Below are 22,229 nucleotides of genomic sequence, written 5' to 3'. Positions count from 1 at the left end.
GGGGGGGGGCGGGGGCGCCGCGGGGGCCGGCCCCCCCCCCCGGCGGGTTTTTGGGGCGGGGCCCCCCGGGGGCGGGGGGGGGCCCCCCCCCCCCCCCCCCCCACGGCACGTCAGCCCTTCACGCAGACCACCTGCTTGAGGTGCGCGACCACCTCGACCAGGTCCTCCTGCTGGGCCATCACCTCGGTGATGTCCTTGTACGCGCCGGGGATCTCGTCGACCACCCCGGCGTCCTTGCGGCACTCCACCCCGGCGGTCTGCGCGGCCAGGTCCTCGGTGCTGAACGTCCGCTTGGCCTGCGCCCGCGACATCCGACGCCCGGCCCCGTGCGACGCCGAGCAGTACGCGTCCGGGTTACCCCGGCCCCGCACGATGTACGACCCGGTGCCCATCGACCCGGGGATGATGCCCAGGTCGCCCCGGCCGGCCCGGATGGCGCCCTTGCGGGTCACCAGCACGTCCACCCCGTCGTAGCTCTCCTCGGACACGTAGTTGTGGTGGCAGCTGATCGACTCGTCGTAGGTGACCTGCGGGAACTGCTCCCGTACCACCCCGCAGAGCAGGGCCAGCATGACCGCCCGGTTGCGCCGCGCATACTCCTGCGCCCACCACAGATCCCGCCGGTACGCGTCCATCTGCGGCGTTCCGGTGAGGAACACGGCCAGGTCCCGGTCCGGCAGGTCGGCGTTGTGCGGCAGCCCCCGGGCCACCCCGATGTGCCGCTCGGCCAACTCCTTGCCGATGTTGCGGGACCCGGAGTGCAGCATCAGCCAGACCCGCCCCTCGTCGGCGCCGCCCTGCTCCAGGCAGACCTCGATGAAGTGGTTACCCCCGCCGAGGGTGCCGAGCTGCCGCCGCGCCCGCGTCTCCAACTGCGCCACCCGCCGGTCCAGGCCGGCGAACCGGCCCCAGAAGTCGTCCCAGCCGGCCTGCTCCAGACCCCGGATCCGACGCGTGTCGACCGAGTCGTCGCGCTGGGTGAAGCCGACCGGGATGGTGGCCTCGATCGCGGAGCGCAGCCCGGCCAGGTCGTCCGGCAGGTCGGCGGCGGTCAGCGACGTGCGCACCGCCGACATCCCGCAGCCGATGTCGACGCCGACCGCGGCCGGCGAGACGGCCTGCCGCATCGCGATCACCGAGCCGACCGTGGCGCCCTTGCCGAAGTGCACGTCGGGCATGACGGCGACACCCTGCACCCAGGGCAGCGCGCCGATGTTGCGCAGCTGCTTGGCGGCCTGCGGCTCGATCGCGTAGGGGTCGGCCCAGACCCGGACCGGTGCCCGGGTACCGGCGAGAGGGGTGAATCCCATCGTGGTCTCCTCCTGTCGTGCGTTGACCGTTAATGATCAGGTGTGGGCGCTGCGGCGGTGCGCGGGTACGAAACGGCCGCCCGATCCCGGTGGGATGGGCGGCCGGCGGACGCGTCAGCGTCGGGTCAGTCGCGCCACCCCGGCTCGTTGCGCCGCAGCGCCGGGTACGCACAGGTTCTGGTGGTGCCGAGCAGAGACCCGCCGGCAGGGAGCAACTGCCGGACGGCAACGGTGCGGATGCGTCGTGGCACGGCGTACTCCCTTCGGGGTGTGCTCGGTCGACCTTGCACCGACGAGACTAGGAGGGCTGCGGGGCGTCCGCAATGGATATCGCCGTTACCGGCCGCCGACCCGGCGGGCGACCGCCAGCAGATACCCCTTGCGGTCGAGCGGATCGTTGTCCCAGCGGGGCCGGGTGGGGGTGGGACCGGGCACCACGCGGTAGGTGTCGAACTCGGTCTCCAACACGCCCTCACCCCGGGTCAGCGCGGGCAGACGACGCTCCAGCGCGTGCACCCGGCCCGCCGGGATCTCGCCCCGCACCAGGTACGACGTGCCCCGCCCGATGGTGTCGCTCGGCACCGCGTCCAGTCGCGTGAGCGCGGGCAACAGCGTGCCGAGGACGTCACCGGGCACCTCCAACCGGAACCGGTGCACCGGTTCGTGGACTCGCGTACGGGCACGGCTGAGCGCGGCCATCAGCACCAACGGGGTGAGATTGCGGAAATCCCCGGCGGTGCTGGACATGCTCTTGTCGAAGCTGCCGTGCGAGTGGCTCTGCCGCGCCCAGTAGCCGGCGTGGGTCATCGTCACCTCGCAGTCGGGGACCTCCCACCCGTGCAGACCCTGGCGCAGGGTCCGGCGCACGGACTCCTCCACGGCGGCGAAGAAGGCGGGTGGCATCGAACCCAGCTCGACGCCGAGGTGGAACCTCACACCGGCCCCGGTCGGCGCCGGGCCGATCCGCAGCCCGACGGTGGCCAGGAAGGGGTTGGGCGCCACCGCGATCACCTCGACCGCCTCGCCGACGCCGCACACCCGCTCCACGTGCACCACGCTGGTCTCCCGGAACGTCACCCGCACGCCGAAGTCGTCGGCCAGGGTGGCCTGGATGACCTCCTTCTGCACCTCGCCGTAGAGCGACACGCTGATCTCGTGCCGCCGGTCGTCCTGCCGCAGGTTGATCAGCGGGTCCTGTTCGGCAAGTTGGCTCAGCGCCGCGTGCAGCGCGACCCGGTCGACGGGGCGCTCCGGCACCACCACCGTCTCCAGCGTGGGTGGCGCGAAGTGGCGGTCCGCGCCGGCACGGTGCGGGGGTACGCCGACCGGGTCGCCGATCCGCGCGTCCGGCACACCCCAGAGCCGGGCGATGTGGCCGGCACCGACCGACGACGCCACCACGTCGGCCCCCTGGCTGGCGACACGTATCGCCGTGACCAGCGCGGCGTCGGCGGTACCGACGCGAACCCGGTCGCGGACCCGGATCGTGCCGGCGAAGAGGCGGACCAGGGCGATCCTCTCCCCCGCCGGTCCCCGCTCGATGGCGAACACGGTGCCGGAGACCGGGGCGTCCAGGTCGCCCTGACCGGTCGGCAGCAGTTCGGTGATGCCGGCGATCAGCGCGTCCACGCCGGCGCCGGTGATCGCCGAGCCGGCGTACACGGGCTGCACCAGCGCCCGGCGGGTCCGCGTCGCCAGCACCCGGCGCAGTCGTGGGTACGGCACCGCCGAGGGGTCCGCCACCCAGTCGGCGAGCAACCCGTCGTCCTGCCCCGCGAGCACGTCGAGCAGCCGGTCGGTGAACCCCACGTCGGCGGGGCCGTACGGCGAGCAGTGCGCGCCGCGAGTCCCCGGCGCTGCCACCGAGCCCATTGCCACCACGCTCGGAGTGAGCTGCTCCGCGACGGCCCGCACGACCCGCTCGGGGTCCGCCCCGGCCCGGTCGACCTTGTTGACGAAGATCAGTGTCGGGATGCGCAGCCGGCGCAGGGTCCGCATCAGCACCCGGGTCTGCGGTTGTATCCCCTCCACCGCGGAGATCACCAGCACCGCGCCGTCGAGCACGCCGAGCACCCGCTCGACCTCGGCGATGAAGTCCGGATGACCGGGCGTGTCGATCAGGTTGACGGTCACGTCGTCCAGCACGAAGGAGACGACGGCCGAGCGGATGGTGATCCCGCGTTGCCGTTCCAGGGCCAGGGAGTCCGTCCGGGTGCTGCCCGCGTCAACACTACCGAGCTGGTCGGTCACGCCGACGTCGTGCAACAGCCGCTCGGTCAGGCTGGTCTTACCGGCATCGACGTGAGCCAGGATGCCGAGGTTCAGAGTCTTCACGCGGCGTCAGGTCCCTCAGGTAGGCGACAGATACCTTCTGGTCGGACATCGACGCAGCGCGCATTGGTGCTCCCTGACTGTTGGTGTCGGTTTCGGGTAGTTCAGCAGACCGTCGCGGGCCGGGCAATCGATTTAACCGGGCTCCCGTTCACGTACTGTCCGGCTCCGCGATGCCGCGTGCTCACCTGACGCGGCTAGGTTCGCGCGGGCACCGTCCGCCCCTGTTCCGGGAGAACCACCATCACCGCCACCTGGCCGTCGCCCCGCGCCGGCACCCTCGCCGCCCCACCGGACCTGCCTTTCGCGGACGCGGATCAGGTACCGAGCAACACCCGGTCCGGTGCGACGGTGGCGAGTTGGGTGCTCCCCGCGCTCGTCGCGCTGGTGCTGGGCCGGTGGCGGCTGACCGGCCCAGCCCTCTGGGCCGACGAGTTGGCCACCTGGGGCGCGGTCCGGTTGAGCTGGTCGCAGCTGTGGCAGCTCGCGGGTTCGGTGGACGCGGTCCTGACCCCCTACTACGCCCTGATGAAGGTGTACGTCGCCGTGGCCGGCACGTCCACGGCCGCGTTGCGGCTGCCCTCGGTCGCCGCCATCACCGTCGCCACGGTGGTGGTGACCGCGCTCGGGCGTCGACTCGGCGGCACCGGGACGGGCCTGTTGGCCGGGCTGCTCTTCGCGATCCTGCCGGTGACCTCCCGCTACGCGCAGGAGGCCCGGTCCTACGCCCTGGTGATCCTCGGTGCCGCAATCGCCGTGTGGTGCCTGATCGGGCTGTTGGAGGAGCCGGCGCGCCGCCGCCTCGCCGGGTACGCCGCCGCCGTCGGCGTCGTCGGGCTGCTGCATCCGCTCAACGGCCTGCTGATGCTCGCGGGTCACGCCGTCGCGGTCGGCTGGTGGCACCTGCCCCGCCGCGCCGCGGGCTGGCAGCCCGTACGCGGGTGGCTGGCGGCGGCCGCTGTGGGTGTACTGCCGGCGCTCGCGCTGTCGGTCTGGGGTTGGGGGCAGAGCGCCCAGGTGTCCTGGATCGCGCTTGTCGACCTGGGTGCCCTCCAGGCGTTCCCGGATCGGCTCTTCCACTCGGCGGCCGTCGGCGGGCTCGTCCTCGTCCTCGCGGTTCTCGGCGTACGCCGCGCCCCGGCGTACGTCTGCCTGGGCGGCGCGGCGTTCGTCCCGATGGCGCTGCTGTTGCTCGCCGGCACCCAGCTACACGTCTGGGTGGCCCGCTACGTGCTTGTCGTGCTGCCGGCGCTGGCCGTCCTCGCGGCGTGCGCCCTGGCCCGGGTCGGGCGGTCGCCGGCCGTCGTCGCGGTAGCCCTGGCGGCCGTCCTGGCCCTCCCCGCACACGTCACCATTCGCGCCCACGCCGGTCACAGCCAGGACTCGTACCGCATCGCGGCGGTCATCGGTCCCCACTACCGGCCCGGCGATGTCGCGGTGTTTCCGGACAGCCACCCGAGCATCCCGTGGTCACCGCGCGACATCTACGAGCGCTACCTGCCGGCCCCACGCCCCCCGGACGTGCTGCGCGTCGCCCCACAGCGCAGCGACGGCAGGTATCTGGCAACAGAATGCCTGGACGCCACCTGCCTCGGCACACCACCGCGCATCTGGGTCGTCGGGGCCGATCCCTCGGCCGACCCGTTGCGCGACATGGCACCCGGCAAGCGGGAACGGATCAGCGCCGGCTACCGGGAGGCGCAACGGTGGCGGTACCCGCTGCTGAGCATCAGCCTCCTGGTGCGCACGGTCTGACGGAGCCGGCAGCGGTAGGCAGCCGGGGCTGTCGCGGAAGGAGAGCTTCCGCGATGCCTGGCAGACTCGCGGGCATGGTGGAGACCTCGGTGCGGCTGCTGCGGCTGCTGACCCTCCTGCAGGTTCGCCGGGAGTGGTCCGGCGCGGAGCTGGCAGATCGGCTGGCCGTCACCACCCGCACCGTCCGCACCGACGTGGAGCGCCTGCGGGTGCTGGGCTACCAGATCGAGTCCCACCCCGGGGTCGCCGGAGGCTACCGGCTCGGCGCCGGGTCGGCCCTGCCGCCGCTGCTGCTCGACGACGACGAGGCCGTGGCGGTCGCCGTCGGGCTGCGGGCGGCCGCGGGCGGTTCGGTGACCGGGATCGAGGAGACGTCGCTGCGGGCGTTGGCGAAGCTGGAACAGTCGCTGCCGTCGCGGTTGCGGCACCGCGTGGACGCCCTGCGGGCCGCGACGGTCTCCGCCGCGGGCGGCGGCCCGACCGTGGACGCCGGCACGCTCACCGCCGTCTCGACGGCAGTGCACCGGGCCGAGCGCCTGCGGTTCGACTACGCCGGGCACGACGGTACGGCCACCGTGCGCGACGTCGAGCCGTACCGACTGGTCTACACCGGTCGACGCTGGTACCTGCTGGGCTGGGACACCGACCGGGCCGACTGGCGGACCTTCCGCGCCGACCGGATCCGGCCCCGGGTGCCGACCGGCCCGCGCTTCACGCCTCGGGAGCCGCCAGGCGGTGACGCGGTCGCGCACGTGCTGCGCGGCGTCGGCTCCACCGCCTGGCCACACCCGGCCCGGGTACGCCTGCACGCGTCGGCCGACCAGGTCGCCCAGCGGATCCCCAGCACGGCGGGACTGCTGGAGGCGATCGACGAGCGGACCTGCCTGCTGCACACCGGTGGGGAGTCGCTGCGCAACCTGGCCGCCTTCCTCAGCACCATCGAGGTCGACTTCGACGTGCTCGACCCGCCGGAGCTGCGCGCCGTCGTACGTGCCGTCGCCGCCCGGTTCGGTCGGGCCGCTCAGATGTCGTAGCGGCCCCGGCGCCACCGGTAGTAGGCGTAGCTGACCGCGGCGAGCAGTGGTCCCCACAACAGCAGCGGGAGGTAGCAGGCGTAGAAGATCGCCGCCTCCCAGGCGCCGCCCTGGGTGGGAAAGTCCGGCGGGAGCGGCGTGCCTCGCATGGTGACCCCGGCGAAGATCCGGATGAAGGCGCTGGTCCACAGGACGGTCAGGACCGTCGCGCCGAGCGTCGCGGGTATGAGGGCGGCCGGGGTCGGCACCCGGCGGCCACCCAGCCAGGGAATCCAGCGCGGAAACTGCTCTCCCCAGGCGGCGACGAGCCCGACGGCGGTGAACGCGATCAGCTCCGCCACGATCGAGAGGCAGATGAGGTACGCCCACCCGTCGAGACCGGTGCCGTCGCCTAACCCGGCCGGCAGCCGCCAGAGGCCGGACGGCAGCACGGTGAACGGGATGACGTAGGCGGTCACTCGCGCCCAGCGGGGCACTCCCGCCACCGGGGCGTGGGCAGAGTGCCACGCCGCGCCTAGCCGCGATCCTCCTGTCTCGGCGGCCACCGGTGACGGCGGCCGAGGGCTGGGGGCACTGAGGCGATCGGGTGTTCTCATGCCGCTCACGCTAGGAACCAAGCAGGCCGGGCCACCTCCCTCCGCCGAGGGAGTGCATCGCGCGGGCTCTCGACTACCGTCGGTCGTCGTGCAGCGTCACATCGATCGAGCCGTCCGCGCCGGACTTCACCAACTACTGGGCGCCGCGCTGCTGACGCCGGCCGCCGTGGCGCTCGGCCTGCTGATCCTGACCGAGGTGACACCGGAGCGTGTGCTGCTGCTGTGGGTGGCGTGCCTGCCGGCCTCGGTGCTGCTCGCCATGACGCCGCTGATCCAGCGTCTGGAGGTGGCAGCCCTGTCGGAACTGCTGGACATCGACGTGCCACAGCGGGCCGACCGCGTCTATCTGGTGGCACTCACCAGCGTGAACCTCTTCGGCGGCGCCACCCTCAGCGCGGGTGTGCTGGCGATGACTCCCGCATTCGTCCGGCTCGACGAGCTGTGGCGCGAGGCGCCGGAGGAACTGGCCGAGGCGCTTGTGTTCACGGCCACGCTGCTGGTTGCCTCCGTCGCCGTGGGCTCCCGGTCACCCTCGAGGTGGCCGTGGGTGCCGACCTGGTCCTGACCGTGTGCAACGCGACGGGGGGCGTCGCCGCCCCGGAGAGTCGAGGTCTGAGCGGCATGCGCCTGCGGGCACGCCTGGCCGGTGGCACCTGCGGGTGGGAGGAGACGGGCGGAACGTGGCGCGTCGAGGCGAGGCTGCCGCTGTGATCCGGGTGGCGCTGGCCGACGACGACGAGCTGATCCGTTCGGGATGGGCCATCATGCTGTCCGTGCGCGCCGACGCACCCAGGCGGCGGTCCTCGCCTACGAGTTCGGCCTCGTCTTCGCCGGCACCCACCGGCACGTCCCAGGAAGGTGACCTCTGGCTGCTGACGACACCTGTCGACTTCGGCTCCGCCACCACCGTCGGGAGTGGTGGTGACGGAGCCGAAATGCCGACCCCTGGTCGTGCCGGCCGATGAGGCGGGGCGGCAGACGGGGCTGGTCGGGCCGGGGAGGTTACCGGGTCAGACCTAGGACTGCGGCACCAGCCGGAAGGACTGCGCGGCGGTGCCGTTGCAGGTGTACTGGATGAGTTGGACGCTGTCCGCCGCGGACGCTCCGGGCACGTCGAGGCACTTGCCGCTCTGCCGGTTGACCAGGCGGTAGTAGCCGCCGCCCTCCGACTCGGCACGCCACTGCTGGTTGTTGCCACCGCTGTAGGACCAGAGCTGGATCCGCGCCGAGTCGGCTGTCGACCGGTCGGTCACGTCGAGCACCTGGGCGGCGTTGGTGCGGTTGTTGACCCGCAGGTAGCCGCCGCTGGTCGGCGCGAACTGGTACTGCTGTGCCGCGCTGGCGTTGCAGGCGTACTGCTGGACTGCGGTGCCGTTCGCGCTGGCGGCGGCCCGCGCGTCCACGCACTTGCCGTTGCCCCGGTTGACCACCGTGTGCCACGCGGTCGGTGAGATGCCGTCGGTCGGCGGAGGCGTGGTCGGGGGGACGGTGCCGGCGCCGGCGAGCCAGTGCAGCCCGTCGATGAGCAGTTGGTTCTGCTGCGCGCTGTCGAACGTCGACGACAGCCCGGTGTTGGTGCTGTAGTTCATGGCGTTGTGGCCGAAGTTGGCGTAGAGCATCTTGTACTGCCGGTTGCTCCACACCAGCGGGTAGTACCCGCCGTACCAGGACTGGTTGGGGTCGGTGCCGACCGGGAAGCTGGACGGGTCGACCGAGGCGAGGATGTCGATGTTCGGGTTCTGCCGCAGGTCGTTGCTCCAGGAGTACCACTCGCTGATCGACGACGGGAAGGTCGCCGGGACGTTCCGGGTGGCCGGGTGGGTGCGGTTGTCGGCGCGCATGGTGACCCGGGTGGGTCCCCAGGTGTTGGTCTGGAACGAGCCGGTGCCGAGGAAGGTGTTGTAGTACCAGCTCCAGCTCGACGGGTTGTCGGTCCACGCGCTGACGTGGAAGCCGAACCACGCCCCGCCGTTCTGCATGTACTGCTGGAACGCGGCCCGCTGCGCGGTGGGCGGCGCGTCGTCCAGGAACATGACGACCTTGTACTGGGCCAGGTTCGCGGTGTTCAGCAGGCCCCAGTTGTTGGTGGCCTCCCAGGAGAAGCCGTGCTGCGCGGCGGCCTGCGGGAACCAGGCCCGGGCGTCCCGGACGAAGTCGATGTGCGCGGCGTCCCAGGTGCCGTTGTAGAAGGCCAGGACCTTGAACGTCGGCGCGGCCTGCGCGGACCGCGAGGCGTTGACCGCGAGGCCGGCACTCAGCGCGACCAGCAGAGCGACGAACAACGACAAGATTCGTCTGGTACGGGAGGAGAGTTCTGCGATCACCTGATCGTCCCTTCGAGTGGGAACGCGCGCCGCCGCGTCGACCTGCATTTGTTCACAAGGTTTACAGATAGACGAAAGGTTATGCGGTGGCACCGATGGCGTCAATCATGGGTCGGCCGATCGGGTGGGATTCCGGTGCCAGCGGGTACTCCGGCCCGATGACCAGCCCGGACGCCGTCGACGTCGACTCGCCCCTCGCCGTCGACCTGCCCGCCGCGCCGCACGACGCCAGCGGCGAGTGGGTGCCGACCCGTGACCTCGCGGGGCTCGCACCCGCGGCCCGGCCGGCCCGCCGCTGGACCCCGCGCCGAGTGGTGGCCACCCCGGCCGCGCTGGAGCACCCGCACGGCCAGCGGATCGTCGAGCTGGTGCAGGCACAGGGCATCGAGGTGGAACACCTGCGAGCCAACCGGCTCACCGGGGTACGCGGACAAACCGACCGGGAGACGTACGCGCGGGCGAAGGCCACCATGGCGATCGTGGTCAGCCCACCCTCGCGGCGTACCCTGCAACCCATCGCGCCCAGCGCCGACTGGCGGGTCGACCTGGCCGAGGGGTGCCCGGCGCACTGCCAGTACTGCTACCTCGCCGGTTCGCTGTCCGGCCCGCCGGTGACCAGGGTGTACGCGGATCTCGACGACATCCTGGCCGGGCTGGCCGCATACGCCGGGCGTGGGACCGTGACCAGCCGCAACGTGCGACGCGCCGACGAGGGCACCACCTTCGAGGCGTCCTGCTACACCGATCCGCTCGCGCTGGAGCACCTGACCGGCAGTTGGCGGCGGGCGGTGCAGCACTTCGCCGCCTGGGACGCACCCGTGCAACTGCGCTGGACCACCAAGTACGCCGACGTGGACACCTTCGTCGGGCTGCCGCACGCCGGCCGTACCCGGGTCCGGTTCAGCGTCAACTGCGCACCGGTGAGTGAGCGGTTCGAAGGCGGCACCGCCCGGGTGCCGGAGCGGCTGGCCGCGCTGCGCCGGCTCGCGCTCGACGGCTACCCGGTCGGGCTGACCATCGCCCCGATCATCGCGCTGCCCGACTGGCGGGAAAGCTACGGCGAGTTGCTCGACCAGGTCCGCGCGGCGGTCGACGGGGTGCCGAGGCTGGACCTGACCGCCGAGCTGATCACCCACCGGTTCACGCCGGGCAGCAAGGAGGTGCTGCTGGGCTGGTACCCGCGCACCCGGCTGGAGATGGACGAGGAGTCGCGCAGCCGTAAACACGGCAAGTTCGGCGCGGTGAAGTACGTCTACCCGCGCGACACCATGGCTGAGCTGCGGGGCTGGTTCACCGCCGAGTTCGCCTCGCGGGTGCCGGCCGGCCGGATCCTCTACTGGACCTGAGCCGGTCCCGGCTTGTTTCGGAAAACTTTCGCGAACCTCGCCGGCGTCGCTTGACGGCGACCCCCTCATCCACCAAAGTCGATGCGGGTGTATGTGGCGTGCCGTCGGGAGCTCGGCCGCCAGCGGGGCATTGAGCGATTTGGTGTCGGGTGCGATGGGCAGCACCTGTTAGCGCTCACACTGTGCCGCACCGCTGTCCTGGCCACGGTGGCGGCGTGGCCCGACAGCGATCTGTCATGGCAACGCGGCACTTCGCGCGTTCACGCCCCCGATCATCAGGAGAATGGTCTATGAGAAGACCCAGAGTTATCCGGGCCGCCGCGGTGTCCGCCGGCGCGGCGCTTGTGGCATCGACGGCGATCGCCGTGGCGATGCCGGCCGGGGCAGCGGCCGCTGGCTGTTCGGTGGATTACAGCGTGTCGTCGCAGTGGCAGGGCGGGTTCGGCGCCAACGTCGCCATCACCAATCTCGGTGATCCGGTCAGCAACTGGACGTTGGCCTGGTCCTACAGCGCCGGTCAGACCGTCACGCAGGCGTGGAACACGACACTGACCCAGAGCGGCGCGGCGGTCACCGCCAGGAACGTCAGTTACAACGGGGCGATCGCCACCAACGGCACCGTCTCGTTCGGCTTCAACGGCTCGTGGACCGGCAGCAACCCCGCGCCGGCCAGCTTCACGCTCAACGGGGTGGCCTGCACCGGCGAACCGGCACCGACCACGCCACCGCCGACCAGCGCACCGCCGACGACCCCGCCACCAACCACCCCACCGCCGACGACCCCGCCCCCGACCACCCCACCGCCGAACGGGCCGGCGGACATCACGGTGAACAGCGCGACCAGATACCAGACAGTCGACGGGTTCGGGGCCGCGCAGTCGATCTGGGGTAGCGCCTGGTCGACGACGGACACCCAGACGCTCGTCGGGCTGGGTGCCAACCAGTTGGGGCTGTCCATCGTGCGGACCGGCCTGTCGCCGGTGTCCAGCGAGTGGGCGACGCACGTGGACTCGCTGAAGACGGCGGAGTCGTACGGGTCGAACGTGAAGATCCTCGCCTCGCCGTGGACCGCGCCGGCGGCGTGGAAGACGAACAACAGCCGGGTCAACGGCGGCAAGCTGAAGACCGACTACTACGACGACTACGCGAACCATCTGAACAGCTACGTGCAGTACATGCGTGGCCAGGGCGTGAACATCGACGTCACCTCGGTGCAGAACGAGCCGGACTGGCACCCGGATTACGACTCGATGGACTGGAGCGGCACCGAGCTGCGCAATTTCGTCCGGGACCAGGGCACGAAGGTGCAGAACACCAGGCTGATGGTCGCCGAGGCGGTCAACCTCAACTACAACTTCACCGATCCGACCCTGAACGACACCACCGCCCGCAACAACACCGGCTACATCGGCGGGCACCTGTACGGCACCGAGGAGTCCGGTCGGCTCAAGCCGTATCCCCTGGCGGCGCAGTACAACAAGCCGGTGTGGATGACCGAGTGGAACCTGCACGCCGCCGACGGTGGCGGCTCCAACATCTGGGGCAACCCCGCCAACGTCACCGTCTGGAACGAGACGCTCGACGACATCATGCGCACCGTGCACCGGTCGATGGAGGCCAACTGGAGCGCCTACATCTGGTGGTACGGCAAGCGCTACTACTCCTTCATCGGTGACGGCGAGTCGGCGTTCGGCACCGTCGCGGGCGCTCCGCTCAAGCGCGGGTACGCCTTCTCGCAGTACGCCAAGTACGTCCGCCCCGGCTACCAGCGCGTCGCACTGACGAAGGGCTCCAAGGCCTCCCCGCTGGAGGTGACCGCCTACCAGGGCGACGGCAAGGTGACCCTGGTGATCCTCAACCGCTCGAACAGCGCGGTCACCAACGCCGTGGTCCAGGCGCCGCAGAACGTCACCCGGGCCGAGCACTACCTCACCTCGCAGAACGCCAACGCGGCCAGCCAGCCGACAAGCGTCAACGGCGGTCAGGCCACCATCAACGTGGCCGCCCGCAGCATCTCCACGCTGGTGTTCACCCTCTGAGGGCCGCACCTTCCCAGGTGGGCGTGTGGGTGTTGGATCGCGGATCCGCACCCACACGCCCCACCGGCCGCCTGCGCCGGGCGGACGCGGTATCGACCGGCCGGGTCAGCGCCATCGCGCATGCCGGAGGGCGGCGCGTCAGCCGACCGACGAGCGGGCGACCGGCGCGGCGAAGAACGTGTCCGGGAACGGCTCGTCGCGCAGGCTGTAGTGCCACCACTCGCGGTCGTAGTTGACGAAGCCGGCGTCGGTCATCAGCCGCTGCAACAACCGCCGGTTGACTCGCGCCGTACCGGTGATGCGGGGGTCGGCGGTGTGCGCCCGGGAGTCGAAACAGTCGAAGCCCGTACCCATGTCGATGCTGTTGTCGGCGAAGCGCCGCCCCGGGGGCGCGGTGCAGGCGACGAGCGGCTGCCCACGCCGGTACACGGGCTGGTCGGCGGCGGGATCGTCCACAAGCGTCAGGTCCATGGTGCTGCCCCGGCTGTGCGCGGTGGGCGCACCGATGTAGCCCTCGGCGAAGAGCCGATCCTTGGCCAGGTCGGGGTAGAACTCGGCTTTGGTCTGCTGCTCGCCGGGGCGCTTCGACCAGGCGACGAAGTCGTCCACCGCCGGCTGCGGGCGGTAGCAGTCGTACACCTTGAGGCTGCGCCCGCCGGAGAGGGCGGCGTCCTGCACCCGGCGCAGCGCCTCGGCGGCCTGCCGGGTGAGCAGGCACAGCGGCTCCGGGTAGCCGGCGATCGGGCGGCCCACGAAGTTGTGCGCCGTGGCGTAGCGGATGTCGGCGTGGATGCGCGGGTCGACGTCGCTCAGGTCCACGAATCCGGGCAGCCGGGCGGCGGCGGAGCTGGACGTCGCGGGGGTGGGCGGCGCGGGGGTGGGCCGGGGGGTGGGACTCACCGGCGTCGACGGGGGCGCGGCCGGCGTGGGGCGGGGCTCCGGCCGCGAGCAACCGCCGAGCAGCGCGGCGACCACGAGCGCGACGGCGATCCGGTGACCCACCTCTCCTGTCTATCAGCCGGGCCGGCGGCGCGGGCCGGATGCACCCGTTCCGGGTCGGCCCCGCTCGGCACGTGCCCCGGTCAGCTCTCGGTCAGGTGTGCGCGCAGGAAGACCAGCGCCGACTCGTCGTCGTCGATTCCGCCGGCCTCGTGGCCGTTGTAGCGCCACACCGCCAACTCGCTCGGCCCGGCGTGGGCGTTGGCCGCCGCGTAGACCGTCGACGGCGGGACGATCTCGTCCATCAACGCCACCGAGTACCGCGCCGGGCGAGGGCAGCGGCGGGCGAAGTTGACCCCGTCGACGTACGCGAGGGTGGTCAGCACCCGCTCCTCGGCGTCCCGGTGGATCGCCAGGTAGTCGCGGATCTCCCGGTAGGGGCGGGCGGCGGTGGTCACCACCGCGCGCGGGATGTCACAGAGGAACGGCACGAACGCGACCACCGCCCGTACCCCGGGTGCCAACGCGCCGGCCGCCAGCGCCAGCCCTCCACCCTGGCTGTGCCCGAGCACCGCCACCCGGGTCGGATCGACGAGCGGCAGGGTCCGGACGGCGTCCACCGCCCGGACGGCGTCGGTGATCAGCCGCCGGTAGTAGTAGGTCTTCGGGTCGGCGATGCCCCGGGTGGTGACGCCGGGCGCCTCCGGCCCGGCCGCGCCGAGGTCCGGGGTGTCGCCCCGGCTCCAACCCGAACCCTGCCCCCGGGTGTCCATCTGCAGGTGCGCGAACCCGGCGGCGGCCCAGAGCAGGTTCTCCAGCGGGTGCCCGCGCCCGCCGCCGTAGCCGGCGAACTGGACCACCGTCGGCAACGCCGTGTCGGCGCCGCGGGGCACCCGCAGCCAGGCCCGCACGGACTGGCCGGCGAAACCCGCGAAGGTCACGTCGAACACGTCGATGCTGTCCAACTCGGTCGCGACCGGCTCGGCCCGCACCGGCCAGCCGGCACGCCGGGCCTCGGTCAGGGTGTCGGCCCAGAAGTCGTCGAAGTCCGCCGGCTCCGTGACGACGCCGCGGTAGTCACGCAGCTGTTCCTCAGGTAGATCGGTGTACATGCCGTCCCCGGTCGACGAAGTTCCGGAAACATTCCGCAACTTCGCCGAACGCTAGAACCGACCTGGCATGTCGTCAACCCCCGTCGGTGAGGCAAGATGACGCGTGGAACGGGCACACCGTTCCGGGATCCTCGGTTGACGACGTCTCGTGGTCGTTCTTCCGGCTCGGTGAAGGAGACGCGGGTGGGCGCGGACGACGGACGCAGGGTGACCATCACCGCGATCGCACGGGAAGCCGGGGTGTCGGTGCCGACCGTGTCACGGGTCCTCAACGGTCGCTCCGATGTCGCACCGGACACCCGGGAGCGAGTCGAGGAGTTGCTGCGCCACCATGGCTACCGGCGACGCACCAGCCGCAGCGTTCGCCGCGCCGGCCTCGTCGACCTGGTCTTCAACGACCTGGACAGCCCCTGGGCCGTGGAAATCATCCGGGGCGTGGAGGATGTCGGGCACGGCGCGGGAGTCGGCACGGTGGTCTCCGCGATCCACCGGCAGCCCACCGCCGCCCGGCAGTGGCTGCAAAACCTGCGCACCCGCGCCACCGACGGGGTCATTTTCGTGACCTCGCACCTCAGCCCGCCGCTGCACGCGCAACTGCGCCGCCTCAACGTGCCGGTGGTGGTCGTCGACCCGGCCGGTGTTCCGGCCATGGACGTGCCGACGATCGGTGCCACCAACTGGGCCGGCGGAATGGCCGCGACCGAGCACCTGCTGGCGATCGGGCACCGGCGCATCGGCCTGGTGGCGGGGCCGACGCACCTGCTGTGCAGCCGGGCGCGGCTCGACGGTTACCGGGCCGGGTTGGAGAGCGCCGGAGTGCCGGTGGACGACGCGCTGATCTACCCGGGCGACTTCTACCACGCCTCCGGGTTCTCCGGTGCGACCGCGCTGCTCGACCTCGCCGACCCGCCGACCGGCATCTTCGCCGCGAGTGACCAGATGGCCTTCGGCGTCTACGAGGCCATCCGGCGGCGCGGGCTGCGGGTGCCGGACGACGTGAGCGTCGTCGGCTTCGACGACCTGCCGGAGGCCCGCTGGGCATCGCCACCGCTGACCACGGTGCGGCAGCCGTTGGTCGAGATGGGACGGTTGGCGGCCCGGACCGTACTGCGCCTGGCCCAGGGTGAGGGCATCGACTCGCCCCGTGTGGAACTCGCCACGGAACTGGTCGTCCGCGACAGCACCGCCCCGCCGTCCGGGTCGCCCAGCCCGTCGTGAGGTCGGAACTGGGTCGGTAACCGGTCGAACCAGTTCCGATCTGCTTTCGAGAATTTCGGTCGCCGGGCTGACCCGGCTGGCGCGGTGAGCGGCCGAGGGGCCGCCCACCGCGCCGCGTGCTCAATGGTGGTGGTGCGCGCGGACGGCCTTGCGAATGGTCACCGGCAGCGCGGGCGCGCCGTCGACCGGTGCCGGGTCCTCGGCGGTCGGCGCCACTCCCCCGGCCGCGATCCGGTCCAGGGTGGCCACACCGGCCGCGTCGACCTCGCCGAAGATCGTGTAGTTGGGACGCAGCGCCGAGTTGGCGTAGACCAGGAAGAACTGGCTGCCGTTGGTGTCCGGCCCCGCGTTGGCCATCGCCAGCACGCCCCGGGCGTACACCCGGCGTTCCCCGGTCGGGTCGGTGGGCGCCGGCGGCAGGTCGGTCGGCAGTTCGTCGCGGTACCGGTAGCCCGGGCCGCCCTCGCCGGTGCCCGACGGGTCACCGCACTGCAGCACGCTCAGCGTCGGGTACGCGGTCAGCCGGTGGCACGGGGTGCGGTCGTAGAAACGCTTGCCGACCAGGTGCAGGAAGCTCTGTACGGTGCATGGTGCGGCGGCCCGGTCCAGTGTCAACCCGATCGGTCCGTGGTTGGTCGACAGGGTCACCCGGACGCTGCCCCGGGCCGGGGTGCGCCGTGGGTCGGGCGGCAGCGGCACCGGCCGGGCCGCGGGCTCGTCGGGTGTCTCGGTGTACGCGCACGGGCCGTGGGTGGTGCGCGGCGGTCGGGTGGTGGCGTCCGCGGCGGTGGAAGCGCCCTCGGGGGCGGCGGGCGCGGCGACCGCGCTCGGGGACGCCCCGACGACGAGCGCCCCGGCGAGCGCGGTCACCCCCGCGAGGCGGGACAGGACGTGCACCGGCCGGCGGGGTGCCGCCACGCCGCGGTGCGGTTCGAGTTCACTCGACACGGTGATCCTCCTGGACTTGTGGTGCCAGAAAGACCGGAGTCTATGGAGGCCAGCGCCCGATGTCGATCCGTCCGGCCAGTCAGCGGCTCAGGGCAGCCGACGGCGACGCCGCCACAGCAGCCCACCCAACAGCGCCAGCACGCCCGCGCCACTCACCGCGGTCACCGACCACAACCACCCCGAGCCGGTACGCGCGGGTCCGCTGGCCGCCGCCGGCCGGGGCGCACCGGGCGCGGCCAGCGTGGACGGCGTCGCCGACGCGGTGGCGGTCAACTCCCCCGCTTCGACCAGCCGGCCCACGGAGGCGTCCCGGGGCAGCGTGAAGCCCCAGTCCAGCAGTGTCGCGCCCTGCTCCCAGCCGCGCAGCGGCGCCGGTTCGGCACCCAACAGGGTCACCACCAGCCGCCGCCCGCCGCGTTCCGCCGCGCCCACGTAGGTGTGCCGGGCCAGATCGGTGAAGCCGGTCTTGCCGCCGAGCGCGCCCGGGTACCGGTAGATGAGTTGGTTCTCGTTCTGGATCTGGAAACCCTTGGTGCGCTGCGCCGGCTGGGTGGGAATCTGCGTCTGCTCGGTCAGCGCGTACCGGCGGAAGGTCGGGTCGGCGAAGCAGGCCCGGGCGATCAGCGCCAGGTCGTACGCGCTGGTGAACTGCCCCTTGCCGTCCAGCCCCGACGGGGTGACCGCGTGTGTCTGCAGCGCGCCCAGGTGATGGGCCTGCTCGTTCATCGCGCGTACGCCGGCGGCGCTGTCCGTCCCGCTGCCGAGCCGGGCCAGCGCGTTGGCAGCCTCGTTGCCGGAGTTGAGCAGCAGCCCGAGCCAGATGGTCTCGATGGTGTACCGACCGCCCGCGACGAGTCCCACGGCGGAGGAGCCGGGCTCGATGTGCATGTCGTCCTCGGTGACGGTCACCGTCTGCTTCGGGTCCAACCGAGGCAGCATCGTGGCCGCCAACAGGAGCTTCTGCACGCTGGCCGGGGTGCCGTACTCGTGTGGGCCGCAGCCGCCGAGCACCTGGCCGCTGTCCAGGTCGGCGACCAGCCACGACGTGGCGGTGATCGCCGGTGGCGCGGGGGCGTCGGCCGGCACGACCAGGCCGGTCGTGTCCAGGGCCGCGCCGCCGACCACCCGCTGCGCGGGAACGGCGGGCGGGGGTGCGGGTCGGGGCGGGCGGGACACCGCCGGGGCCGGCACCCGCGGGCAGCGCACGGTTGCCCCGGCGGACGCTCCCGCGGCGGCGACCGGCGCGGGAGCGAGCAGGACGGCGGACGCCGTGGCCGCCAGCAGTGCAGCTCTCATGTGCCCGACCCTAGCCAACAAGATCGCTCGGTGGGACGGGTCGGTCAACCCGCCTCGCCGCCACCGCGCAGGTAGTCGTGCAGGGCGGCAGTGCCCCGCAGCCGGCGCAGGCTGCGGATGTGCAGGTCCTGCTCGCGGCGGGCCAGTTCGGCGCGGACGCGCTGGGGGCTGCCGGTGGTCCGTAGTTCCTCCAGCACCGCCTCGATGATCTCGAACGGGTACGCGCCCCGGCGCAGCAACGCGATGACCTGCGCGGCGCGTAGTTCCACCTCGTCGTACACCCGGTAGTTGGTGCCCGGAGCGCGGCCCGGCCGCAGCAGTTCACGCTGCTCCCAGAGCCGAAGCTGGGAGGTTCGGACCCCGACCAGGGCGGCGACCTCGCCGATGCGGGCGGCGCGGCGTGGTGCGGGTCGGGCCAACGATGGGCTGGCCAGCACGGTCTCGAAGGCGCCGAGCACCCGGCGGATCTCGGCGCGTTCCCGGTCCAGCTCGGCGTGACCGCCGTCGAGCGCGGCCAGGGCCGCCGGGAGGTCACCCCGATGCACCGCCGCCATGATCTCCCGGGCGCGGCTCCAGCCGTGCCCCTCGGCCAGCCGTCGCGCGACGCTCAGCGCCCGGGCGTGCGCGGTCGTGAAGATCCGGTAGCCGCTCTCGGTCCGCCGCGCCGGGGGCAGCACACCCTGCTCGACGTAGTTGCGCACCTGCTGCACCGAGATCCCGACGGTGGCCGCCAGGTCCACGGCCCGGAGTCGATCCTTCGGGGAGATGTCCACGCGAGCCACCGTACCGCTTACGACGTGATTTGAGACTTTCCCGGACGTACTGCCACGTCGTGCGCTTGGTTCTCGACGAAAGTCTCTACATGTGCATGAATGAGACAATAGAACCCGCCAGCATCGGCGGGGCAGAGTCCCGCCACGACTCCGTGAAGGGTTCGCATGTCGCAGCCAGCATGGTCCGCCGCCGACAGCCACGACATGATCGAGGTACGCGGGGCGCGGGAGAACAATCTCGCCGACGTCTCGGTCGACATCCCCAAACGCCGGTTGACCGTCTTCACCGGCGTCTCGGGTTCGGGCAAGTCGTCGCTGGTCTTCGGCACCATCGCCGCCGAGTCCCAGCGCATGATCAATGAGACCTACAGCGCGTTCCTCCAGTCGTTCATGCCGAACCTCAACCGGCCGGACGTCGACTCGCTGCGCAACCTCAGCGCGGCCATCGTCGTCGACCAGGAGCGGATGGGGGTCAACTCCCGCTCCACCGTCGGCACCGCCACCGACGCGTACGCCATGCTGCGGATCCTCTTCAGCAGGCTCGGCCAGCCGTCCATCGGCGGTGCCGGGGCGTTCAGCTTCAACCTGCCCGAGGGCATGTGCCCCACCTGCGAGGGGCTGGGCCGCGTCTCCGACCTCGACATCAACGAGCTGGTGGACGTCGAGCGCTCCCTCAACGACGGCGCCATCACCGTGCCGAACTTCGCCGTCGACTCCTGGTACTGGCAGACGATGGCCGGCTCCGGCCTGTTCGACCCGGACGTCAAACTCCAGGACTTCACCCCGCAACAGTGGGAGGACTTCCTCCACAAGCCGTCCACGAAGATCAAGGTAGGCAGCAACAACTGGACGTACGAAGGCCTGGTGGTCAAGGTCAAGCGGCTCTACCTGGCCAAGGACCGCGAGTCGATGCAACCGCACATCCGCGCCTTCGTCGACCGGGCGGTCACCTTCACCACCTGCGGCGACTGCGGCGGCACCCGACTCAACGCGGCGGCCCTGTCGTCGCGGATCGCCGGACGCACCATCGCCGACTGCTCGGCGATGCAGATCAGCGACCTGGCGACTGTCGTGCGCGGCATCGACGACCCGGGGGTCGCACCACTGATCGCCAACCTGCGCGACCTGCTGGAGTCCCTGGTCGAGATCGGTCTGGGCTACCTCAGCCTGGACCGGGAGTCGGCCACCCTCTCCGGCGGTGAGGCGCAACGGGTCAAGATGGTCCGGCACCTCGGCTCCAGCCTCTCCGACGTCACGTACGTCTTCGACGAACCCACCGTCGGCCTGCACCCGCACGACATCGCCCGGATGAACGACCTGCTGCTGCGACTGCGCGACAAGGGCAACACGGTGCTGGTGGTCGAGCACAAGCCGGAGACCATCGCCATCGCCGACCACGTCGTCGACCTCGGGCCCGGGGCCGGCACCGACGGCGGCCGGATCTGCTTCACCGGCGACGTGCCCACGCTGCGCCGCTCCGACACCCTCACCGGCCGGCACCTGGACCACCGGGTGACCCTGCGCGAGCAGGTACGCCCACCGACCGGGCAGCTCGCCATCCGCCAGGCCGACCTGCACAACCTGCGTGACGTGGACGTGGACATCCCGCTCGGCGTGCTCACCGTGGTCACCGGCGTGGCCGGCTCCGGCAAGAGTTCACTGATCCACGGGTCGCTGCGCGGCCGGTCCGGGGTGGTCATCGTGGACCAGTCCCCCATCCGCGGGTCCCGGCGCAGCAACCCGGCCACCTACAGCGGGCTGCTCGACCCGATCCGTACCGCCTTCGCGAAGGCCAACGGCGTCAAGGCGGCCCTGTTCAGCGCCAACTCCGAGGGCGCCTGCCCGGCCTGCAAGGGAATTGGGCTGATCTACACGGACCTGGCGATGATGGCCGGCGTCGCCAGCGTCTGCGAACGCTGCGAGGGTCGACGCTTCACCGACGAGGTGCTCACGTACACGCTGCGCGGCAAGAACATCAGCGAGGTGCTGGCCATGTCGGTCACCGAGGCGTACGCGTTCTTCCCGGGTGGTCCGGCGCACCTCATCCTCGGCCGGCTGGTCGACGTCGGGCTGGGCTACCTCAGCCTCGGCCAACCGTTGACCACCCTGTCCGGCGGGGAACGGCAACGACTCAAGCTCGCCATCCACCTGGCGGAGAAGACCACCACCTACGTGCTGGACGAACCCACCACCGGCCTGCACCTGGCCGACGTGGACCAACTGCTGGCCCTGCTCGACCGGATGGTCGACGCCGGCAACACGGTGATCGTCATCGAGCACCACCAGGCCGTCATGGCCCACGCGGACTGGCTCATCGACCTGGGGCCGGGCGCCGGCCACGACGGCGGCCAAATCGTCTTCACCGGCACGCCCGCCGACCTGGTCGCCCGTGGTGACACACTGACCGCCACCCACCTGCGCGAGTACGTCGACGAACCGGCGGTGACCCGACAGGGGTAGGCCCGACAGGGGTAGGCCCGACAGGGTAGGCCCGACAGGGTAGGCCCGACAGGGTAGGCCCGACGGAGGCAGGCCCGACATAGGTAGGCCCGACGGAGGCAGGCCCGACATAGGCAGGCCCGACGGAGGCAGGCCCGACGGAGGCAGGCCCGCGCGGCGGGCGTCGGAGGCGGTCAGGCGACGCGGCGCAGCCAGCGCCGCTGCCAGGGCGTCTCCACCGCCTTGGGGTGGTAACCCTCCCGGACCCAGGGCACCGCCCGCTCGGCCGGCAGGCCGTCGAGGATCGCCAACGCGGCCAGCGCGGTCCCGGTACGCCCCACCCCACCCCGACAGGCCACCTCGACGCGGGCGCCGTCGTGGGCGCGCCGCAACGCCGCCCGCAGAGCATCGAGGGCGTCCGCCCCATCGGTCGGCACCCAGAAATCGGGCCACCGGATCCGCGGGTGCGGCCACGCCGGAACCGGGCCGGGAGCCAACAGCAGGGCGAAGTCGGCGGGCGACGTCACCGCGGCGACGCGACGCCCGCGTACCGTCACCCCGCTGGGGAGTACGAGCAAACCAGACTGCTCGGGCCAGGGCTGAGAACCGGTCACCCGAGCGATTATGCCGCTCCCGGACCGACAGGTGGGCACAGACAGCGCCGCCCCCGGCCGTGTGGGCCGGGGGCGGCGCTGGTGTCGGTGTGCAGGTCGCCTCTCGGCGAGTGGCGCGACGCGGCTCCAGCCGAACGGTATTCCGCGAAGGCGAT

General features: G+C 71.9%; 19 protein-coding genes. 8 read left to right on the top strand and 11 right to left on the bottom strand.

Features of this window, described 5'->3' with window-relative positions; all coding sequences use genetic code 11:
• Nucleotides 1-110: 110 nt before the first annotated feature.
• The 3 genes from ACFYPM_RS18705 to ACFYPM_RS18695 all read right to left on the bottom strand — a co-directional run bounded on the left by ACFYPM_RS18705 (nt 111) and on the right by ACFYPM_RS18695 (nt 3,644).
• A complete protein-coding gene (locus tag ACFYPM_RS18705) occupies nt 111-1,310 on the bottom strand; it encodes an RtcB family protein (protein ID WP_387198120.1) in 1,200 nt (399 codons plus the stop codon).
• A 125-nt stretch (nt 1,311-1,435) separates the two neighbouring features.
• Nucleotides 1,436-1,561 (bottom strand): hypothetical protein, encoded by a 126-nt coding sequence (locus ACFYPM_RS18700; RefSeq protein ID WP_387198117.1) that lies wholly within the window; start codon nt 1,559-1,561, stop codon nt 1,436-1,438.
• A gap of 85 nt (nt 1,562-1,646) precedes the next feature.
• The gene (locus ACFYPM_RS18695; RefSeq protein ID WP_387198114.1) at nt 1,647-3,644 is read right to left on the bottom strand and encodes a GTP-binding protein; all 1,998 of its coding nucleotides are present in this window, start codon (nt 3,642-3,644) and stop codon (nt 1,647-1,649) included.
• A gap of 348 nt (nt 3,645-3,992) precedes the next feature.
• Between ACFYPM_RS18695 and ACFYPM_RS18690 the strand changes: the two genes are divergently transcribed.
• Nucleotides 3,993-5,396 (top strand): glycosyltransferase family 39 protein, encoded by a 1,404-nt coding sequence (locus tag ACFYPM_RS18690; RefSeq protein WP_387198111.1) that lies wholly within the window; start codon nt 3,993-3,995, stop codon nt 5,394-5,396.
• A 74-nt stretch (nt 5,397-5,470) separates the two neighbouring features.
• Nucleotides 5,471-6,430, top strand: a complete 960-nt coding sequence (locus ACFYPM_RS18685; protein WP_387198883.1) for a helix-turn-helix transcriptional regulator — start codon at nt 5,471-5,473, stop codon at nt 6,428-6,430.
• On the opposite strand, the gene ACFYPM_RS18680 is transcribed toward ACFYPM_RS18685, so the two are convergent.
• Nucleotides 6,418-6,888 carry a hypothetical protein gene (locus ACFYPM_RS18680; RefSeq protein WP_387198108.1) on the bottom strand — a complete coding sequence of 157 codons (471 nt, stop codon included), beginning with the start codon at nt 6,886-6,888 and terminating at the stop codon, nt 6,418-6,420. The genes ACFYPM_RS18685 and ACFYPM_RS18680 overlap by 13 nt on opposite strands.
• A gap of 226 nt (nt 6,889-7,114) precedes the next feature.
• On the opposite strand from ACFYPM_RS18680, the gene ACFYPM_RS18675 reads away from it, so the two are divergent.
• Complete coding sequence (locus ACFYPM_RS18675) at nt 7,115-7,591, top strand: hypothetical protein (protein WP_387198105.1); 477 nt, start codon at nt 7,115-7,117, stop codon at nt 7,589-7,591.
• A complete protein-coding gene (locus ACFYPM_RS18670) occupies nt 7,564-7,737 on the top strand; it encodes a hypothetical protein (protein ID WP_387198102.1) in 174 nt (57 codons plus the stop codon). The genes ACFYPM_RS18675 and ACFYPM_RS18670 overlap by 28 nt, the downstream gene beginning before the upstream one ends.
• 305 nt (nt 7,738-8,042) lie before the next feature.
• Here ACFYPM_RS18670 and ACFYPM_RS18665 read toward each other — a convergent pair whose 3' ends face one another.
• Complete coding sequence (locus ACFYPM_RS18665; protein WP_387198099.1) at nt 8,043-9,350, bottom strand: ThuA domain-containing protein; 1,308 nt, start codon at nt 9,348-9,350, stop codon at nt 8,043-8,045.
• Nucleotides 9,351-9,445: 95 nt separating this feature from the next.
• On the opposite strand from ACFYPM_RS18665, the gene ACFYPM_RS18660 reads away from it, so the two are divergent.
• Both ACFYPM_RS18660 and ACFYPM_RS18655 read left to right on the top strand, forming a co-directional pair.
• Nucleotides 9,446-10,696 (top strand): spore photoproduct lyase family protein, encoded by a 1,251-nt coding sequence (locus ACFYPM_RS18660; protein ID WP_387198097.1) that lies wholly within the window; start codon nt 9,446-9,448, stop codon nt 10,694-10,696.
• Between the two features lie 290 nt (nt 10,697-10,986).
• Nucleotides 10,987-12,735, top strand: a complete 1,749-nt coding sequence (locus ACFYPM_RS18655) for a cellulose binding domain-containing protein (RefSeq protein ID WP_387198094.1) — start codon at nt 10,987-10,989, stop codon at nt 12,733-12,735.
• A 138-nt stretch (nt 12,736-12,873) separates the two neighbouring features.
• On the opposite strand, the gene ACFYPM_RS18650 is transcribed toward ACFYPM_RS18655, so the two are convergent.
• Together ACFYPM_RS18650 and ACFYPM_RS18645 are read right to left on the bottom strand one after the other, a co-directional pair.
• Nucleotides 12,874-13,737: a M15 family metallopeptidase gene (locus tag ACFYPM_RS18650; RefSeq protein WP_387198091.1), complete on the bottom strand. Its 864-nt coding sequence runs from the start codon at nt 13,735-13,737 to the stop codon at nt 12,874-12,876.
• 80 nt (nt 13,738-13,817) lie between these two features.
• Entirely contained in the window at nt 13,818-14,786 is a 969-nt protein-coding gene (locus ACFYPM_RS18645; protein ID WP_387198088.1) for an acetylxylan esterase, read from the bottom strand.
• 183 nt (nt 14,787-14,969) lie between these two features.
• On the opposite strand from ACFYPM_RS18645, the gene ACFYPM_RS18640 reads away from it, so the two are divergent.
• Entirely contained in the window at nt 14,970-16,004 is a 1,035-nt protein-coding gene (locus ACFYPM_RS18640) for a LacI family DNA-binding transcriptional regulator (RefSeq protein WP_387198085.1), read from the top strand.
• Between the two features lie 120 nt (nt 16,005-16,124).
• Here the strand turns inward: ACFYPM_RS18640 and ACFYPM_RS18635 are convergent, their stop codons facing one another.
• The 3 genes from ACFYPM_RS18635 to ACFYPM_RS18625 form a co-directional block, all read right to left on the bottom strand.
• Nucleotides 16,125-16,952: a peptidylprolyl isomerase gene (locus tag ACFYPM_RS18635; RefSeq protein ID WP_387198083.1), complete on the bottom strand. Its 828-nt coding sequence runs from the start codon at nt 16,950-16,952 to the stop codon at nt 16,125-16,127.
• A gap of 87 nt (nt 16,953-17,039) precedes the next feature.
• Entirely contained in the window at nt 17,040-18,248 is a 1,209-nt protein-coding gene (locus tag ACFYPM_RS18630; RefSeq protein WP_387198080.1) for a D-alanyl-D-alanine carboxypeptidase family protein, read from the bottom strand.
• 44 nt (nt 18,249-18,292) lie between these two features.
• Nucleotides 18,293-19,021, bottom strand: a complete 729-nt coding sequence (locus tag ACFYPM_RS18625) for a MerR family transcriptional regulator (RefSeq protein WP_387198077.1) — start codon at nt 19,019-19,021, stop codon at nt 18,293-18,295.
• A gap of 165 nt (nt 19,022-19,186) precedes the next feature.
• On the opposite strand from ACFYPM_RS18625, the gene ACFYPM_RS18620 reads away from it, so the two are divergent.
• Nucleotides 19,187-21,481, top strand: a complete 2,295-nt coding sequence (locus tag ACFYPM_RS18620; protein WP_387198074.1) for an ATP-binding cassette domain-containing protein — start codon at nt 19,187-19,189, stop codon at nt 21,479-21,481.
• Nucleotides 21,482-21,654: 173 nt separating this feature from the next.
• On the opposite strand, the gene ACFYPM_RS18615 is transcribed toward ACFYPM_RS18620, so the two are convergent.
• Complete coding sequence (locus tag ACFYPM_RS18615; protein WP_387198071.1) at nt 21,655-22,074, bottom strand: protein-tyrosine phosphatase family protein; 420 nt, start codon at nt 22,072-22,074, stop codon at nt 21,655-21,657.
• Between the last annotated feature and the right edge of the window lie 155 nt (nt 22,075-22,229).

Origin of the sequence: Micromonospora sp. NPDC005203, assembly GCF_042872705.1 — a bacterium.
Taxonomy (GTDB): domain Bacteria; phylum Actinomycetota; class Actinomycetes; order Mycobacteriales; family Micromonosporaceae; genus Micromonospora.
This window is presented reverse-complemented; position numbering and strand designations above follow the sequence as displayed.

Excerpts from the sequence above, each read along its gene's own strand:
- ACFYPM_RS18655 (WP_387198094.1), top strand. The coding sequence starts at position 10,987 with ATGAGAAGACCCAGAGTTATCCGGGCCGCCGCGGTGTCCGCCGGCGCG.
- ACFYPM_RS18620 (WP_387198074.1), top strand. The coding sequence starts at position 19,187 with ATGTCGCAGCCAGCATGGTCCGCCGCCGACAGCCACGACATGATCGAG.
- ACFYPM_RS18630 (WP_387198080.1), bottom strand. The coding sequence starts at position 18,248 with ATGAGAGCTGCACTGCTGGCGGCCACGGCGTCCGCCGTCCTGCTCGCT.
- ACFYPM_RS18645 (WP_387198088.1), bottom strand. The coding sequence starts at position 14,786 with ATGTACACCGATCTACCTGAGGAACAGCTGCGTGACTACCGCGGCGTC.
- ACFYPM_RS18685 (WP_387198883.1), top strand. The coding sequence starts at position 5,471 with ATGGTGGAGACCTCGGTGCGGCTGCTGCGGCTGCTGACCCTCCTGCAG.
- ACFYPM_RS18660 (WP_387198097.1), top strand. The coding sequence starts at position 9,446 with ATGGCGTCAATCATGGGTCGGCCGATCGGGTGGGATTCCGGTGCCAGC.
- ACFYPM_RS18705 (WP_387198120.1), bottom strand. The coding sequence starts at position 1,310 with ATGGGATTCACCCCTCTCGCCGGTACCCGGGCACCGGTCCGGGTCTGG.